Here is a 16,671-nt window from a genome sequence, read left to right as displayed (position 1 = left end):
CATCCCGCTCGCAGGCGGCGCCGTTCAAACGGCGCTTAGTGACCGCGATACAGCGACTTCATTTCGTCATTGGCGCGCGGGGCCACCACCTTCGCGGGCTTGCCCGACGCAACGGCGCCTTGCGCGTCCTTGCCGATACCACTGTTGTCGACACCTTGCGTACGGGCAAGCGCATGTTGTTGCTCCACGCGGGCTTCGGCAGCCTGGAGGTCTTCCGGATAGTGCGGGTCTTCGCCGACTGCCGGGTTGTAGCCCGCCTTTTCCAGTTCGATCAGTTCGGCGCGGACTTGCGCGCGAGTGAGCGGCGCGCTGCTCTGAGCGAAAACGGCGACCGGAGCAGCAAGGGCGGCAGCAACAACAACGGCTTGAATCAGGTTCTTCATGATACTTACCTCCGACTTTGTCTGGTTGTCTGGCTTCGAACACCTTGTTCGTTACCGATGACTCAAGTCTAGGCAGGCGAGCACTCGAGAGTTATAGGGCGGCGAGGAAGAGATTGTTGCTGCTTGCTCATGGAATCATGGACCACGGAGCAGCCCTCCGGAACGCCGGCGGAGTCGCACCGATTGGGCCTGGACTCAGAAATTGCGAAGCTCACAATAGACCACGGCTAAGGATGCTCTGCACAAAACGGGGTCCAGTGTGCCGACCGTGGAGATCCCGCCGAAACGGCAAACTCGCCGACATCCCACGGAATGGAAGCGAACCATCGTCGCGCTGACATTCGAGTTCGGCGCGTCGGTCGCCCGTGTTGCTCGCGGGAACGGCATCAATGCCAATCAGGTGTGTGCGTGGCGCCGCCTTTATACGCAGGGCCTGCTAGCGGATGATGCGATTCCAGACGCAATGTTGCCGGTTGTCGTCAATGAACCGTCTCAGCCGTCGACGGCGTTCGAAGTGCCGACTGCGACCGACATACCGCCCGGCTCGATCCGGGTTCAGGGTCACGATGCGCATGCTCCCCGACGGGCCGTTATGCGCCGTCACGGCTCTCCGGTAACACGACGGTGAAGATCGCGCCGCCCTGCTGCGCGTTGCCGGCCGTCAGGTTTCCCCCGTGACGTTCGACGATGCCATAGCTGATCGACAGCCCGAGCCCGGTTCCGCGACCTTGCGGTTTGGTCGTGAAAAACGGCTCAAATACGCGTGGCAGATGTTCGTCCGTGATGCCTGAGCCGTTGTCGCGCACCGTGACGATTACCTTGCCTTCATTGCGCGTCGTATTGATCCAGATCTCGGGCGTGCCGCGATGCGCGCCCGACGCGGCGTCGCAGGCGTTCTGGATCAGGTTCATCATCACCTGTAGCAATTGCCCGGCGCTGCCATGCACCAACTGCGGCTCTCCGGGCGACCAGTGGGCGTCGAAATCAGGCCCCGCGCCTTTCCTGATCCAGTGAATCGCGCGAGTCACGACATCGTTCAAGTCGACCGCGCCCAGTTCTTCGCGATCGATCGCGGAGAACCGCCGCAACGCGCTAACGATGTCAGCGGTACGTTGCGCGCCTTCAACCATTCCGTCGACTAGCGATGGCAAGTCGGCAAGAATCGGATCGATCCGCAGCTCCGTGCGCAGCCGTGAACGCTCGACCGGCGAGATCGGCTGCATCGTCGCGTCGATGAAGCGCGTCAAGCGCTCGCCATACCGCTTCAGCACATGGACGTTGCCAAGCACGAAGCTGATCGGGTTGTTCAGCTCGTGCGCGACGCCGGCGACCAGACGCCCGAGCGCCGCCATTTTCTCCGAGTGGAGCAGTTGCTGTTGCGCCTGCTTGAGCGCGTCATGCGCTTCGCGCAGTTGGCGGTAGGCGCGCTTGAGCTCGCCGGTCGGGCGGCCGACCAGCAGGTAGCCGATCCTGCGGCCGCGCGGCCCGCCACGCGACGTACAACTGAAATCAACCGGAACGGCCGCGCCCTGCCGGTCCCGCATGTTCAGTTCGACCACCGTGCCTTGCACCGGCGTGCCTGAGACTGTCACCTCGCGAAGCGCGGCGGCGCTCGCGTCGTCGGCGAGCCAGCTCTCGAAACGCGATCCGCGCAGGACGCTGTCCGGCTGCCCCAGCAGTTCGCACATCGCGGCATTCGTTTCCTCGATCTCTCCGCGGGCGTTGCATGCGGCCAGCACGTCCGACATCGACGACAGCAGGCCGAGAATGAACTGCTGCGATTGCTCGAGCTGCGTGTTCTTTTCCTCGAGCGCAATTTCGTCCTGCACGAGCTGCGAGTAGACCTCGTCCATCTTGCGGATGACTTCCAGCCAAGCGGTGTCGTCGAGACCTTCGAGATCCGGCCCGGTATCCGGGCCCGCGGTGGCACGGTTCAGCGCGTCCGCGCCGGGCGCAGCCCGACGCTTCGCCGTCGGCTTGGGATGGTTGGATTGATTGCTCGCCATGACGCTTTGTACGCTATTCGGAATCCTGGTTCGGGCCGACTCGCGGCCGGATCAGTGCACGGTGCAGACCATGCACGGGTCGAAGGACCGCACGATATGCTGGACGGCCACGGGCGTCGTCTCGCCCGGCTCGACCGGCGCGCCGATCAGCGCCGCCTCCAGCGCGCCCGGAAGACCGCCGGCATCGCGCGGCGAGAAATTCCACGACGTTGGCGCAACAATCTGGTAATTCGCGATCCTGCCGTCCTTGACCGCTAGCCAATGCCCGAGGCTGCCGCGTGCTGCTTCGTTGAGCCCAACCCCCATGCCCTCGTCCGGTAACACGAAGGTCGCGCAATAAGGCATGCCGGGCGCCAGCGCGCGCACCCACCGCTCCGTCATCGGCACGACGCGGGCCAACTCCAGCAACCGCGCCAGGACGCGCGTATAGACTGTGCCGCCGCAACGAGCGGCGGCATCCACGATCAAGGGATGGCCGTCCGCCAGTTGCCGAGCAATCGCACCGGTTTCGAGCACCGCGCCGTTCAGGCGCGGCGCCTTGTTCCAAGTATAGGCCCCGGCTTTCTCCGCCCGTGGCTCGGTGAGCCCCGAAAACGGATGCCGGGCGCCGCCGGTATCGTCAAGCCATGCATGGGTCGCGTCTTCCGTGATCACGTCGAGATCGACGGCATCGAGATGCATCCGACGCGCGTCCCAGACCCCCGCACGGAAAGCTTGACTGCCCTCCGGTTGCGGATAGGCGCCGTATGACAGGTACAGGCCGGGCCCCGGGCCGAGCCGGTCCAGACCGAGATCGTCGGCGAGCGCCAGGAAGAACCGGAAATCGCCCCGCCCTTCGGTGCGCGCACGCCATTCGGCCAGCGCGGTTTCGCTGTCGAGCTGCGCAATTTCCTCGAGGGGCGCGTCGAACAGGGTCTCCTCCAGGAACTGCCGGAATTCGCCAATGAAGCCCAGCAGGCGGATCCGCTCCGAGCTCTCGATCGCCCGCGCGCTTCCGCCGGGCTGGATCGATCCGGTGTGCGGCCACTTGCCGCCCAGCGTGCCCATCAGCTGCAGCCAGCGCTGCCGTGCGCTAAGCGCGGCGCGGTGTCGCTCACCTTGATAAGGCGTGAAGCGCGAGACCGCTTCCGCGTGCCACGCTCGCGCCGCATAGAACGGCCGGACGAAATCCGGCATGAAGAACAGATAGAAATGACTTAGGTGATCGGCGAGGTTCTCGGCGGCCAGCATCAGGTTCATGGCGATCTGGCCGTTCGGCGTCGGCGTCACGCCTGCCAGGTCGGCCAGCGCATGTGCCGCCGCGATGCCCTGCGAAACCGAGCAGATGCCGCAGATGCGCGGCACGTAGACGAGCGCGTCGAGCGGATCGCGATCGAGCAGGATCTGCTCGAAGCCGCGAAACATGGTGGCATTCACGTGTGCATCGCTCACTCGGCCGTCGGCGACGTCGAGGCGCACTTCAAGGTCACCTTCGACGCGATTGAACGGACCGATCACCAGTCGGGACATGAGAAGGCCTATTTGTTGCGGGATGGGGAACGGGCGGGGGGCGCGACCTTCATATGATCCGACGTGGCGTTTTCCCGCACGCGCTTCGGCGTCGCGGCCTTCGACAACGACGCGAGCGCCACGAACCATGCCTTCGGCATGTCGCTCGGCAAGCCGATTGGGATACCGGCGACATTGGGCGTCCGGTGGAATGCGTGGCCGGGCTCCTCAAAGCCCGGCTCCGTGCAGTTGATGCACGCGTAGCCGCCCCGTGTGCACGAGCCGTCGCCATTCCAGAGGCGGGTGTTGCAGTCGGCGTGCGCCTGCGTGCCCTTGCAGCCCATGTGCTCCATCATGCAGCCGAGATCGGACGGACGTTCGGCGCTCGCCTTGTACTCGTAGAACTCGTTGCGCGTGCAACCGTGATGCACGAGCTGATCCGCGTAGAAGCGTGGCCGGCCGAACGTGTCGAGGGCGGCCGCATCGAGCATCGACATCGACAGCCCGCTCAGCGTCTCGACAACCCATTCGGGATGGGTCGGGCAACCAGCCACGTTGACGACCGGAAGCCCGCTGCGCGACCGGTACGCGGTGCCGAGCAGGCCGCCCGGCTGATCGCCGTCGTACTGGAGCCCGCATGCGTCGGCCGGATTCGCGCCCGCTGCCGTGATGCCGCCGTAGGCGGCGCAAGTGCCGATTGCCACCGTGTAATGCGCGACGCGCGCAAGTTGAGCGACCCAGTCGATCATCGGCACGCCGGTGCCCGCCAGCACGTGGAAACGTCCCGTGCCGTTGGGGCCGCGCAGCATGGCGCCTTCAACGCACAACGCATGCAGCTCGACCGTACCGTCGAGGCAGGCCTGAAGCACCTCGCGGGCGTCCGCACCGGTCTCGAGCGACAGTGACGGATGCCAGAGCACCCGGATACCGGCCCGCGACAGCATGCCGGAAAAGTCCGGTGTGTCCGCGCACAGCAGCGACATGTTGCACCCACCGCAGCCACCCGACTGCAGCCACAGTACGTTGAACGCGCCCGTGCCGCCGGGCGCTCGGGCATCCGCGCTCATCTCTTCTCCAGGCCAAATCGCTGCATTTTCTGCCGCAGCCCGGCTCGCGACAAACCGAGTTCGGACGCGGCGCGGGTTTTGTTCCACCGATGCCGCAACAGCGCTTCCTTGATCAACATTGCCTCCATCGCATCGAGCCGCTCCTGCAACGTGCCGGCGGCAGAAACCGGCGCTTCTGGCGCGCGCGCGGCGGCGCCCGACTGCCCGCGCATCACCTTCGCCGAGAACGCGTCCGCGCGAATCAGGTCGTCGTCACTCAACGCGACCGCCCGGTAGATTTCGTTGCGCAGTTCTCGAATATTGCCCGGCCACGGGTAGCCCAGCAGCACCGCAAGCGCGTCGCGGGCGAAGCCCAGTCTGGTCGGCCGGGACTCGTGCTCGCCGATGGCCTGCAGAAGCTTGTGGGCGATCGGCACCAGATCGCCCGTTCGCTCGCGCAACGGCGGCAGTGCCAGCGTCGCCGTCGCGATCCGGTAGTAGAGATCCTCACGGAAACGGCCGGCTTCAACTTCGCGCTCCAAGTCGCGATGCGTCGCGGCGATTACGCGGACGTCCACAGGCACGGCGCGCGTCGCGCCGACCGGCCGCACCTCCCCTTCCTGCAGCACGCGCAGAAGCCTCACTTGGAATGCGAGCGACGTGTCACCGATCTCGTCGAGGAAAATGGTGCCACCGTTGGCGCGCTGGAACAGGCCGACATGGTCGTGAACAGCGCCGGTAAACGATCCCCGCTTGTGGCCGAACAGCTCCGATTCGAGCAGCGTGTCGGCCACGGCCGCACAGTTCTCGACGACGAACGGGCCGGCGGCGCGCGGGCTGGCGTAATGGACCGCGCGCGCCAGCAACTCCTTGCCGGTGCCGGACTCGCCGTGGATAAGGATCGACAGGTCGTAGCGCGCGAGCTTCGCCGCGAGCGTGCAGATCGGATCGAGCGGGCTGCCCGGCGAGCGCACGATCGTATCGAAACCGAACGTGCTCTGCACCCGTGCGAGTTTCTCGTGGCTGCGCTGCCTGAGCAACGGAACGCTGCCCCGCAACTCGAGGTCGAGCCGATGCATGTCCTGCTGCAGCGACTGCGCCTCCGCGGCCTGGCGCACCGTGTGGAGCAGATGGTCGGGCATCCACGGCTTGAGCACGAACCGGTGGATGCCGGCATGGTTGATTCCCGCGACGATGTCTTCCGAATCCGTGTAACCGGAGACGATGATACGCACGGTGTCGGGCCACATCTCGCGCACTTCGCACAGGAAATCGACGCCCGTGCGCTCCGGCATCCGCTGATCGCAAAGAATCACGGCGACCGGATGCTGCTGCAGGATCGCACGCGCTTCGTCGGCGGAGCTCGCGGTTAGAACCTCGAACTCCTCGTCCAGCACGCGGCGAATCGTTTCCTGCGCGCGCAACTCGTCGTCGACGACCAACACGGTTGCGGGCCTGCGCATCGGCACCGGGTCAGGGTCGGGGTCAGGGCTGGGACGGACGGGTAAAGGCGAGCTCATGAGTCGATCAAAGCCGTGCGGATCCGGCTGATTCAGGCCCGCCGCACGCGGAATGCGGCAGCAGGCGGCCTGATAACGCGCATGATACCCCGCCTCGCGCGAACCTCGTCGTGCCGACGCGTCAGCAAATGCGCGGCAACTGTTCACCGGACAACCAATCGGCGATACGCCGTCCGCCGAACTTCGTTTCGACCTGTACGAAGCCATGGGAATCCTCGATGACCTCGCCGATCCGCGCGGCACCGACACCGAGCGGATGCGCACGCATCGCGGCCAGCAGCGCGGGGGCGTCCTCGGCCGCGCAGATGGCGACGAGCTTGCCTTCGTTGGCCACATAAAGCGGATCGAGGCCGAGCAGTTCGCATGCCGCATCGACTTGCGGCAGCACGGGAATCGCCTGCTCCCAGATCAGCATGCCGACGCCCGACTGGCTGGCGATCTCGTTGAGCGTGGTCGCTAGGCCGCCGCGCGTCGGGTCGCGCAGCACGCGCACGCCGGGAACGGCCGCAAGCATGCTCGCCACCAACGTGTACAGCGCGGCGCTGTCGGAGCGGATCTCCGTTTCGAATTCGAGCGCCTCGCGCGTCGACATGATCGCGACGCCGTGTTCACCGATGGTGCCGGACAGCAGAACGGCGTCGCCAGGCCGCGCCAACGCGCCGTCGATCCGAATGCCCGGCGGCACGACCCCGACGCCTGTCGTGGTGATGAACAAGCCGTCACCCTTGCCACGCTCGACGACCTTGGTGTCGCCGGTCACGATTGGCACGCCACATGCGCGCGAGGCCTGCGCCATCGATTCGACGATGCGCTTCAGGTCGGCCAGCGGGAATCCTTCCTCGATGATGAAGCTGGCGGCCAGATACAGCGGCCGCGCGCCGGACATCGCGACGTCGTTGACCGTACCGTGCACCGACAGGCTGCCGATGTCGCCGCCTGGAAAGAACAGCGGCGAGACAACGTGCGCATCGGTAGCCATCACCATGCGCTCGCCCGGCGCCGTCGCCGGCGGCGCGAACGCCGCCTGATCGTTGCCTTGCCGGAGCCACTCGTTATCGAAGGCGGCGACGAACAGTTCGCGAATCAGCTGCGCCGAGGCGCGGCCGCCCGCGCCATGGCCCATGTCGATCCGGCCGTCGCGAAAATTGAGGGGCCGCACGTAGGCGGGTTTTGTCCGGGGCGTCGGTGTCGAGTTCATGCGGGTACCAGTGGAATATCCTTGAAACGGCCATATGAATAATGCGCGGCGCACGCGCCCTCGCTCGACACCATGCACGAACCCATCGGATTCTCGGGCGTGCACACGGTGCCGAACAGCGAGCAGTCGCGCGGCTGCTTGAGGCCACGCAGGATCGCGCCGCATTCGCATTTCCGGTGATCGGCGACCGGCCGGTAGACGAGCCCGTAACGCACTTCGGCGTCATGGCGGGCATATTTTGGGCGGATCCGCAGCGCGCTGGCCGGGACCTCGCCCAGGCCGCGCCACTCGAAGCTCTCCCGGGTCTCGAACACGTCGTCCATCAGCGCCTGCGCGGCGGCATTGCCCGTTCGCGTGACGACCCGCGCGAACTCGTTCTCGACCTCGGCGCGGCCGTCGTTGACCTGACGGATCAGCATCAGGATCGCCTGCATCACGTCGAGCGGCTCGAAGCCCGCGATCACGACCGGCTTGCGATAGTCGCGCGCGAATCCCTCATAGGGTGCCGAGCCGATCACGATGCTGACGTGCGCCGGGCCGACGAAGCCGTCGAGCGGAACGGCCTCGGCCGACACCGCCGGCGCGGCGAGCAGATGCGTAATCGCGGCCGGGGTTAGCACGTGGCAGCTGAGCACGCTGAAATTGTCGACATCGGCGGCGGCCGCGTCGCGCACAATCAGCGCGGTGGGCGGCGTCGTCGTCTCGAAGCCGATCGCGAAGAACACGACTTCGCGATCGGGATGCCGGCGCGCGATCTTCAGCGCATCGAGCGGTGAATAGACCATACGAATGTCGGCGCCGTGCGCCTTCGCGCGCAGCAGGGACATCCCGCCCGACGCCGGAACGCGCATCGTGTCGCCATACGTGCAGACGATTACCCCGCGCTCCAGCGCGAGTTGCACGGCGAGATCGATTCGTCCGACCGGCAGCACGCAGACCGGGCAGCCCGGCCCGTGGATCATGCGCACGTTGCCGGGCAGCAGATCGGTCACGCCGTAACGGGAAATCGCATGCGTGTGACCGCCGCAGAATTCCATGAAGTGATAACGCATGCCGGGCAGCGCCTCCGCCTGAATGCGCGCGGAGATGCGTTCGGCAAGCGCGCGGTCGCGGAATTCGTCGATATACTTCATCGCGGCGCTCCCGTCGGACGCACGCCGTCGTCGCCGGCTGCCTGCGCCAATTCGCCGAACAACGCAAGCGTACGTGCGGCCTCGTCCGGATCGATCCTGCCGAGTGCGTAGCCCACATGCACGATCACATATTCACCCACGCACGCATCGGGCACGAGCGCGAGCGAGATCGTCTTGCGCACGCCGCCGAGATCGACGACGCCCATGTCGGCGTCGCGCAACTCGACGAGGCGTGCGGGAATGGCTAGACACATGTCGAAACTCCTTGGGACGTCGCGGGCACTGCGCCCGACGTCAATCTATGCGCGGCGACCCACGCCTGACCCAGAGCCAGACCGGCGTCGCCGCATGGCACCGACGACGGAGCGCAAGTCCGCACGCCATGCGCGGTGAGCGCCGCGCGCAAACGCGCGGACAGAAGCCGGTTGGCGAAGCAGCCGCCGCCGAGCAGCACGGGGCGACCGTTCGCGACCGATGCGGCCCACGCGGTAAGCGAGTCGGCGAGCCCGAGGTGAAAGAGCGCAGCGCCGTGCGCGATATCGCCCATGTCGGCCAGTTCGAGCAGGCGAACGAGCAGCGGGCGCAGATCGAGCTCGCCGTCCTCCGCGACCCGCCAGAGTCCCGACGTGTCGGGTTCAGGGTGAGCCAGCAGATAGTCGGTAGCCTGCCGTTCGAGCGCGATCGCGGCTTCCGCCTCCGCGCGCTGATGGCGGCAAATGCCGAGCAGGCCGGCGGCGGCGTCGAACCATCGTCCCGCGCCCGTACTCGGCGGACAATTCAGGCCACGCGCCAGCATCGTGCCGATCGTGCGTGCCGCGCGTTCGCCGACGTCGCCGGCCAGCCGCGCGTCGATCTCGTTCGCGCGCCCGAGCATGTGCAGGGCGGCGGCGGCCATTCGCCACGGTTCGCGGGCCGCCACGTCACCTCCCGGCAGCGCGAGGGGCGTCAGGTGCCCCAGCCGCCGCCAGCCGTCTGGCGCGACCTCGAGCAGTTCCCCGCCCCACGCGGCGCCGTCGGTGCCGAGTCCCACACCGTCGAGCGCCAGGCCGACGACGGGCTCCGCGAGCCCGTGCTCGGCCGCGACCGCGCCGATATGCGCATGATGATGCTGCACGGCGATGGCCGGCACCCCGAGGCGCTCGCTCCATTCGACGGCCAGCCGCGAGCTGTGGAAATCCGGATGCAGATCGTGTGCGATCGCGCGCACCGGCCGGCACGCGCGCCGGGCCGCCTCGACGAGCGACGCGACGGACGCATCGAGCGCGGCGCAATGGCGCGGATCGTCGAGATCGCCGTGAAGCGGCGACCAGTAAACGTCACCGTCGATGCAGACGCACGCGGCATTCTTCAGCCATGCGCCGGTTGCGAGCACGGTATCGGCACCCCACCCGCCCGGCAGTCGTTCGCGCCGCAGGGTCATGCCGGGCCTCCGTCGCGTCGTTGCAGCGCGCGCAGCGACGCCAGTTCGACTTCCAGCGCGGCAATGCGCTCGACCACCGGATCGCGCGCGTCCGCCGCGCGCAGGATCCAGTCGAGCCACGCATCGATGCCTTCGCCCGTCGTCGCGGACAGACGGATCACGTCGAGCGCCGGATTGACCCGGCGCGCGTACTCGATGCAGCGCTCAACGTCGAACTGCACGTATGGCAGCAGGTCGATCTTGTTGATGATCATCAGCCGCGCGGCGGCGAACATGTCCGGGTACTTGAGCGGCTTGTCCTCGCCTTCCGTCACCGACAGGATAGCGACCTTCGCGTCCTCGCCCAGATTCCACAACGCGGGACACACCAGATTGCCGACGTTCTCGATGAACAGCACGCTGCCGGGCTGCTGCGCCGCCGTGCGGTCGTCGGACGTATGCGCGTGGCCGTGCGGATGGTGGTGATCGTGATCGTGGCTATGGCTATGGCTATGGCTATGGCTATGGCTATGGCCGTGATCGTGCAACGGCAGCCGTTCATAGGCCGCCGCCACCATCGCCGCATCGAGATGGCATCCTTTGCCGGTATTGACCTGAATCGCCGGCGCGCCGGCCGCGCGAATGCGCTGCGCGTCGTTGGCGGTTTGCTGGTCGCCTTCGATCACGCCCACCGGCAATGCCGGCGCGCGCGCGCGCAACGCGCCGATGGTCGCGCACAGCAGCGTCGTCTTGCCTGAACCGGGACTCGACACGAGGTTGAGTGCCCGCACGCCGTGCGCGGCGAAATGCCGCCGGTTGTGCGCCGCATGGCGGTCGTTCTCGCCGAGCACGTCCTGCTCCAGGATCACCGTTCGCCCCTGATCGAGGCCATGCACGGTGACACCCGCCGGCCCGAGGCCGTAGTGGAGGTCGCCGCTGGACGCGTCAGCGCGAACGTGGGCGTCCGGCTCAGGGTGCTCGCGATGCGCATCGTGTCGATCCCGGGCCGCACCGCCGGGGCTGTCGCAGCCGCATACCACGCACATGTCGTTCTCCTTCCGCAATTCGGTTTGATTTCAGGCATCGTCGACGAGCATGTCGACGATGCGCAATTCCGTGCCGCCGTTCGGCTGCAGCCAGTAGCCGCCGCAGCGGCCGCACGGCTCGCCGCGCACCGCCAGCGGCACGTCGCAATGACAGTTCAGGCACCACGCGCGGCCGGGCGGCTCCGCGATCTCGATGCGCGCGCCGGCAAGGCAGGTGCCGGGCGCCATCGCGTCGAGCGCGAAACGCAGCGCCTCCACCTCGACGCCCGCGAGCCGGCCGACTTCGAGCCGCAACACGTTGACGCGCGCGAAGCGCTCGCGCCGGGCCGCCGCCTCGACCGCCGCGAGTACGCCGCCCGCCAGACTTACTTCATGCATGTGGATGGTTTTCCGTTCCGAGAGTCATCGTTCCCGCCGAACCGGCGCGTTCGTTTCGAGAGCATAGGCGATGCACGGATCGAACGCGCCCATCAATGCGCCGACGGCGGCCTCGAGCGCTGCATCGCCGCCCCCGCCTCGTGGCGTATCGAACCGTGCGAGCGCGTGCGCGAGGCTGCCGTCGGGATGAAAATTCCACTCTGTCGGCGACACCACGCGGTAGTCGACGACGCGCGTGGCGTCGCCGGGTGCGAGACGGACCCAGTGAATCAGAACGCCGCGCGCCATCTCGCACCACGCGACCGCCTCGCCCGGCCCGAGCGCAAGCGCGCCCGATCGCAACGCAAACGCAGCCGGGCCGCCGGCCACGAGCCGCGCGAGCTCCGCGACGCGCGCGCCGAGCCGCAGCCATGCCGTGTCGTAAGCGGCGATCCGCGGATCGCCGCATCGCGTCCAGACGCCGGTCTCGGCGGGCGCGCCGTCCTGCTGCGGCCGCTGCGCGAAGCGAGGGTCGCACGCGATCGCCGCGCCGATCGGACTCAGCCGCGCGTCGTCGATGCACAGCGCGCGGGGCAGCATGCGCAGGCCGTCCGCGACCGCGCGGCAATGCATCAGCAGCGACGCCGGGACGGTCGTCGTCCGCTCGGTCCACGCGACCAGACATGCGCGCGGATCGTCTTCCCAACGGGCGAGCCAGCCGCTGGCCGGTGCGCCGAGCACATGGCGTTCGATCCATTCGCGCGTGCCCGCCGCCTGCGCATCGGGCAACGCGCGCGGAGCGCCGCCGGACAGACGCGCGGGCCACTCGAGCCATATGCGGCGCAGATGCTCGGCGACCGTCTCGCGCGCGAGCGCGGCCGAGCGAGCCCCGTCGCCGGCCGGGTCGGGCGCGGGCGCGCCAGCCGCCGTCACGGCGAGTTCGGCGCACAGCGCATGCGCGCGCCCGCAGAGCGAGAACACCGCGGACAGGCGCGACGCAGCCAGCGCCGCCGGCTGGCCGCGCAACAGCAGGCCCGCGAGCGGCGGCCGGCCGCCGTCGATGCTCGGCCAACGGCCCGGACGCACGACATATTGCCCGGCCCACGCGGCCAACCCGTACGCGCGGGCCTTCGTGCTCGCGACGCCAGTCATGCGCCGGCCTCGCGGGTCGCGGGCCGCCGCAGCAGGAACGCGCGCCGGCTCGTGCGCGGTGCGTCGGCGCCCCCGGATCGCAGCTGTGCGAGCACGGCGCGCGCGGTCGCCACCGCGCTCGTCTGATCGGCGAAGTCGAACATCGGCGAAAACAGTGAACAGCACGCATGCGCGCCGACCTGCGGCGCGTGCGCGCCGATCCAGTCGAACTCGACGGCGCCGACGCGGCGCGTGGCCAACCGCCCCGGCGGCGGGCACGGGTGGCCCGTGTCCGTTCCGCCCGGCAGCCAGACAAGGTTCATGAACCACGGCGCAACAAGGATGCCGAGGACATCGCCGCCGGCATCGCCGCAGGACGGAAACGGCCCGAAGTCCACGGCCTGGACCCGCAATGCGGGATGGACGACCGGCATGCCGCGCATCGTGGTCGCCGCGACCGTCGTGAAATGCGCGACGAGCGCGCCGATGCGCGCATCGGACGAGCCGCTTTGCGGCGACGCACTCAACGCATCGCCCCGTAGGCTTCGCGTCGTCAACGTCAGTCCCTCAGCACCATGAATTGCTCCGCATCGCCGTCGCAGGTCGGGCATCGCCAGTGCGCGGGTAACGCGGCGAACGGCACGCCCGGCGGGATCTGCCACACCGGATCGCCCTGGCGCGGATCGTAGATCCACCAGCAGATCTTGCATTCGAGCCGCGTATTGGGCGCGATGCGGCTGCGATCGCCGAGGTAGCTGCCTTCGAACAGCGTCGCGTGTTCGTTCATGGTCACGCCTCCTCGACCCAGTCGATCAATTGCGCGAGACGCTCGTGCGAATCGTCGATATCCTCGGGCGCAGCCTGCACCACCTCGGGCAGATCGGTAATCTCGATGGTGTTCAGGATCAGCGTGTCCTGGGAGTTGAAGTACGCGATGCGCCAGCAATTGACAATGCCGGTGCTGGCGATCCGGCAATTCCCGTAACCCCGGGACAACACCGACACCGGCCCGCCGCCGAGCACCGCGTCGATGAACGCGCCGTCTTCGGGCGATAGCGGCAGCAGCGTCAGATTGATGACGTGCGGCGCGGCGCCGGCACGCCAGCGGGCGACCTGATCGCGAACCTCGGTGAGGATTGCCGGCGCGTTCATCACGCCGCTCGGGTGCGTGTCGGAAACCGGCACCGCACGCGCCGCCGACGCGTGGGCGGCCGCAGCCAGCGCGGCCGGCGCGCCGCCCACTTCGATGCGGTCGAGGCGGCCCGTCGGGCCGTCCTCAGCAATGCGCCAGACGCCCCCGAACACGGTCTCCTGGATCAGCACGCTGCCGGTGTCGGCAGTGTCGATGCGCGCGCTGACCTCGCCTTCGCCGAGCACCGCGTTGAGGATGCGCAGCGCATCGGCGTCGCACGCCGTCAGATCGATCGCCGCGGGCCGTTCGCCGCGGCGGCACGCATCGAGCGCGCCGAGCACGGCCCGCAGGATGCCGCGCACCGCGTCGAGCGCCCGGGCATCGGCGCGTTGCGGTAGCGACGGCGCGACGAACGTGTGCATCGCCTGGGGCATCGGCATGTAGTCGAGCACGGCATCGCCTTCGGGCTGGCTACCCGGTCCGAACGGCACGACGGGGACGGGAAAGGATTTCATCTGCATGGTCGGCAAGCGTGAATTTCAGTGGCAGCCGGACGAGTCGCCGGCGACGTTGACGGGAATGCCGATCGACGGCGCGCGCGTCGTCGGGCTGGCGAGCGCGTCGGTCACGCGCTTCACGTAGTCGTCCCAGTCCATCATGCCGGACAGCAGCGTCACGTATTCGCCGTCGCGCAGCCACAGCAGCGCGGGCCAGCGCAGCGATCCGAAGCGCCGCGCGATCGCGTTCTCACCGGCGCGCGTCGCCACCGCAAGCCGCAGCGAACGGCCGAAACGGGAGGCCGCGATGCGCGCCAGTTCTGGCAGCACGACCGCGACGTCGAGGGATTCGGGAAACCGCACCGGGTCGCCCATCAGCAGCACGACGCACTCGCCGCCATCGGCGAGCCAGCCGTCCAGCGTGTGCTCGTCGACGAACGTCGCGTGTGCTTGCTCGATCAGTCGCTGCACGACCGGCAGGCAATCCTGGCCGCCCGCCAGTGCGTTCGACGCTGCGGGCAGCATTGCTCCGTTCGTGGAGTCGCTTGTTTCGCTCATTTCGATTCCTCAGGAATAGCATGGCTGCCGGCCGCGCGCTGCGGGCCGCCGATTAGCCGGGTCAATTCATCCACGCCGAGCGCCGACGGCAGCGCGAACGCGGCGGGGCTTGCCGCGCCGCCTTCGCCCGACATCACCGACTCGATCAGCGCCAGGGTCGCGTCGATTTCCGCCGCGCGTCCGGCGTCGAGCCGTTCCCGCGCGGCATCGAGAAACACGAGCAGCCAGTCGCCGGGCGCGCACGGCCCGACCAGCGCGGTGTCCACGCGGCGTCGCACGCCGCGTCCGACGCACCACGCATGGCCGCCTTGCGCATCGACAACCTGCATCGGCAACCCTATGCACATGGCGGCGGCTCCTTGGCACGCGCACGAGCGAGCACGCGCGCATCGCCGATGCGGCATGCGTCGGCTTCGCTCGGGCGCTCGCCTTCGTAACGCGACAGCGCCAGATGGTGAAGCGTGACGGCCTCGTCGTCGCGCAGCGCGGTGCGCCGCGGCACCGGCGCGCAGCCCCACTCGCGCAGGTACACGACACCCGCTTCGAGCGCCCGTTCGAGCGCGGCTTTCACGCACGGACGCAAACTGCCGCCGTAGTCGTCGATCTCCTCCGGCTGGCAGCCGATCAGCACGACGCGGCGCGGATACTTGCCAGTCAGTTGCGCCAGCATCAGCACTTCCTGGAATCCGGTCTGGTGCAGGCTCATCTTGCGCACGCCGAGAAACTTCGGCACCTCGTCGTCCTCGACGATCTTCAGCTCGCCCGGCGCAAGCCCGTAGTCCACCGCGTCGAAGATCAGCAGGAAGTCGGCCGCCTGGACGTGCTGGATCAGATAAAGGCCCTGCGTGCCGCCGTCGATCAACGTGACGCCCGGCGCGCATTCGAAACGCTGCTGCAGCGCCTCGATGCAGCGCACGCCGAAACCTTCGTCGGCCCACAGCACGTTGCCGATGCCGAGCGCGACAATCGCGGCAGCGTCCTGCGCCGGCGTAATGGGTTGAGAGGGAATCTGCATCGATGCGTCAGTCCTTGAAGGTGCGGTAGCCGGAGATCATCGAGCCGACCACGCTCTGGCGGCCCATGATGTCCTCGCGAATCGCCGCGTACACGTGAAGGATCACGAACAGCAGAATCGCCCACATCCCGAGGTGATGCCAGGTATGGACGCCTTGCGACTGTCCGAGCAGCGGCCGGATCCAGCCGAACGCGCGCTGCTGCCAGGAGCCGGCCTGTGCGCCTTCGCCGTACAGCGCGAAACCGGTCACGACCATGAACAGCGAGACCGTCAGGAACACGAAGAACATCGCGAAGCGCGACAGCGGATTATGGCCGCTGTACTGGCGCGGACACGGGCCGAGAAACAGGTAGTAGCGCAGCATCCCGAGCACGTCGAGCCAGTAGTCCCGGGTGAACACGGGCACCCAGAACATCTCGCGCGCGTGGTGGTTGCCGACCAGCGCCCAGTACGCGCGGCCGGCGAGCCCGACGACGAACAGGTAGGCCGCCGCGAAATGCGCGAACCGGATGTACCCCATCAGGAAATGGGCGCTGGCCTCGCCCGGTTGCGTCGCGAGCGGCGAGCCGATCAGGTATCCGGTCATCGACAGCACCGCGATCGACGCCGCATTGATCCAGTGCCAGATGCGCACCGGCGCTTCGTACACGTAGATCGCCTTGGCGGCCGGAACCGTATCGGGCGCGCGGCCGCGCCGCGACTGCGTTTGCATCGTCATCATTCTTCCTTGCCGTGCGGGCCGGCCGAAGCTGGCCGCGATGG

At 68.0% G+C, this 16,671-nt stretch carries 20 protein-coding genes; 1 reads left to right on the top strand and 19 read right to left on the bottom strand.

Annotated elements, in window-relative coordinates; all coding sequences use genetic code 11:
- Nucleotides 1–35: 35 nt before the first annotated feature.
- Nucleotides 36–383, bottom strand: coding sequence for a DUF4148 domain-containing protein (locus DM992_RS26590; RefSeq protein ID WP_111019313.1), 348 nt, complete (start codon nt 381–383; stop codon nt 36–38).
- 259 nt (nt 384–642) lie between these two features.
- Between DM992_RS26590 and DM992_RS26585 the strand changes: the two genes are divergently transcribed.
- Entirely contained in the window at nt 643–1,011 is a 369-nt protein-coding gene (locus tag DM992_RS26585; RefSeq protein WP_343212431.1) for a transposase, read from the top strand.
- Here DM992_RS26585 and DM992_RS26580 read toward each other — a convergent pair.
- The 18 genes from DM992_RS26580 to cybH form a co-directional block, all read right to left on the bottom strand.
- A complete protein-coding gene (locus DM992_RS26580; RefSeq protein WP_111019311.1) occupies nt 974–2,389 on the bottom strand; it encodes an ATP-binding protein in 1,416 nt (471 codons plus the stop codon). The two genes, DM992_RS26585 and DM992_RS26580, sit on opposite strands and share 38 nt — an antisense overlap.
- Before the next feature lie 51 nt (nt 2,390–2,440).
- A complete protein-coding gene (locus DM992_RS26575) occupies nt 2,441–3,898 on the bottom strand; it encodes a nickel-dependent hydrogenase large subunit (protein WP_111019310.1) in 1,458 nt (485 codons plus the stop codon).
- Between the two features lie 8 nt (nt 3,899–3,906).
- Nucleotides 3,907–4,944, bottom strand: coding sequence for a HupU protein (locus tag DM992_RS26570; RefSeq protein WP_111019309.1), 1,038 nt, complete (start codon nt 4,942–4,944; stop codon nt 3,907–3,909).
- Nucleotides 4,941–6,386 (bottom strand): sigma-54 dependent transcriptional regulator, encoded by a 1,446-nt coding sequence (locus DM992_RS26565; RefSeq protein ID WP_111019308.1) that lies wholly within the window; start codon nt 6,384–6,386, stop codon nt 4,941–4,943. Before DM992_RS26565 ends, DM992_RS26570 begins: the two co-directional genes overlap by 4 nt.
- Before the next feature lie 178 nt (nt 6,387–6,564).
- A complete protein-coding gene (hypE, locus tag DM992_RS26560; protein WP_111019307.1) occupies nt 6,565–7,641 on the bottom strand; it encodes a hydrogenase expression/formation protein HypE in 1,077 nt (358 codons plus the stop codon).
- Entirely contained in the window at nt 7,638–8,774 is a 1,137-nt protein-coding gene (gene hypD, locus DM992_RS26555) for a hydrogenase formation protein HypD (protein WP_111019306.1), read from the bottom strand. Before hypD ends, hypE begins: the two co-directional genes overlap by 4 nt.
- Entirely contained in the window at nt 8,771–9,028 is a 258-nt protein-coding gene (locus DM992_RS26550; protein WP_111019305.1) for a HypC/HybG/HupF family hydrogenase formation chaperone, read from the bottom strand. The genes hypD and DM992_RS26550 overlap by 4 nt, the downstream gene beginning before the upstream one ends.
- Nucleotides 9,019–10,194, bottom strand: a complete 1,176-nt coding sequence (locus DM992_RS26545) for a carbamoyltransferase HypF (RefSeq protein WP_111019304.1) — start codon at nt 10,192–10,194, stop codon at nt 9,019–9,021. Before DM992_RS26545 ends, DM992_RS26550 begins: the two co-directional genes overlap by 10 nt.
- Complete coding sequence (gene hypB / locus DM992_RS26540) at nt 10,191–11,219, bottom strand: hydrogenase nickel incorporation protein HypB (RefSeq protein ID WP_111019303.1); 1,029 nt, start codon at nt 11,217–11,219, stop codon at nt 10,191–10,193. The genes DM992_RS26545 and hypB overlap by 4 nt, the downstream gene beginning before the upstream one ends.
- A 30-nt stretch (nt 11,220–11,249) precedes the next feature.
- On the bottom strand, nt 11,250–11,597 hold the full coding sequence (locus tag DM992_RS26535; protein ID WP_111019302.1) for a hydrogenase maturation nickel metallochaperone HypA: 348 nt from the start codon (nt 11,595–11,597) through the stop codon (nt 11,250–11,252).
- A gap of 24 nt (nt 11,598–11,621) precedes the next feature.
- Nucleotides 11,622–12,728 carry a hydrogenase maturation factor HoxV/HupK gene (locus DM992_RS26530; RefSeq protein WP_239511352.1) on the bottom strand — a complete coding sequence of 369 codons (1,107 nt, stop codon included), beginning with the start codon at nt 12,726–12,728 and terminating at the stop codon, nt 11,622–11,624.
- Entirely contained in the window at nt 12,725–13,264 is a 540-nt protein-coding gene (gene hybE / locus DM992_RS26525; RefSeq protein ID WP_111019301.1) for a [NiFe]-hydrogenase assembly chaperone HybE, read from the bottom strand. The genes DM992_RS26530 and hybE overlap by 4 nt, the downstream gene beginning before the upstream one ends.
- Nucleotides 13,265–13,266: 2 nt before the next feature.
- Nucleotides 13,267–13,494, bottom strand: a complete 228-nt coding sequence (locus DM992_RS26520) for a rubredoxin (protein WP_111019300.1) — start codon at nt 13,492–13,494, stop codon at nt 13,267–13,269.
- Nucleotides 13,495–13,496: 2 nt separating this feature from the next.
- Nucleotides 13,497–14,360: a hydrogenase expression/formation protein gene (locus tag DM992_RS26515; RefSeq protein ID WP_111019299.1), complete on the bottom strand. Its 864-nt coding sequence runs from the start codon at nt 14,358–14,360 to the stop codon at nt 13,497–13,499.
- Nucleotides 14,361–14,378: 18 nt separating this feature from the next.
- Nucleotides 14,379–14,894, bottom strand: a complete 516-nt coding sequence (locus DM992_RS26510; protein WP_111019298.1) for a hydrogenase — start codon at nt 14,892–14,894, stop codon at nt 14,379–14,381.
- Entirely contained in the window at nt 14,891–15,241 is a 351-nt protein-coding gene (locus tag DM992_RS26505) for a HypC/HybG/HupF family hydrogenase formation chaperone (protein WP_111019297.1), read from the bottom strand. The genes DM992_RS26510 and DM992_RS26505 overlap by 4 nt, the downstream gene beginning before the upstream one ends.
- The gene (locus DM992_RS26500) at nt 15,232–15,909 is read right to left on the bottom strand and encodes a HyaD/HybD family hydrogenase maturation endopeptidase (RefSeq protein ID WP_111019296.1); all 678 of its coding nucleotides are present in this window, start codon (nt 15,907–15,909) and stop codon (nt 15,232–15,234) included. The genes DM992_RS26505 and DM992_RS26500 overlap by 10 nt, the downstream gene beginning before the upstream one ends.
- A 7-nt stretch (nt 15,910–15,916) precedes the next feature.
- On the bottom strand, nt 15,917–16,627 hold the full coding sequence (gene cybH / locus DM992_RS26495; protein ID WP_111020401.1) for a Ni/Fe-hydrogenase, b-type cytochrome subunit: 711 nt from the start codon (nt 16,625–16,627) through the stop codon (nt 15,917–15,919).
- Nucleotides 16,628–16,671 lie beyond the last annotated feature (44 nt).

The organism is Burkholderia sp. JP2-270, from assembly GCF_003233675.1.
Classification (GTDB): domain Bacteria; phylum Pseudomonadota; class Gammaproteobacteria; order Burkholderiales; family Burkholderiaceae; genus Burkholderia; species Burkholderia pyrrocinia_C.
This window is presented reverse-complemented; position numbering and strand designations above follow the sequence as displayed.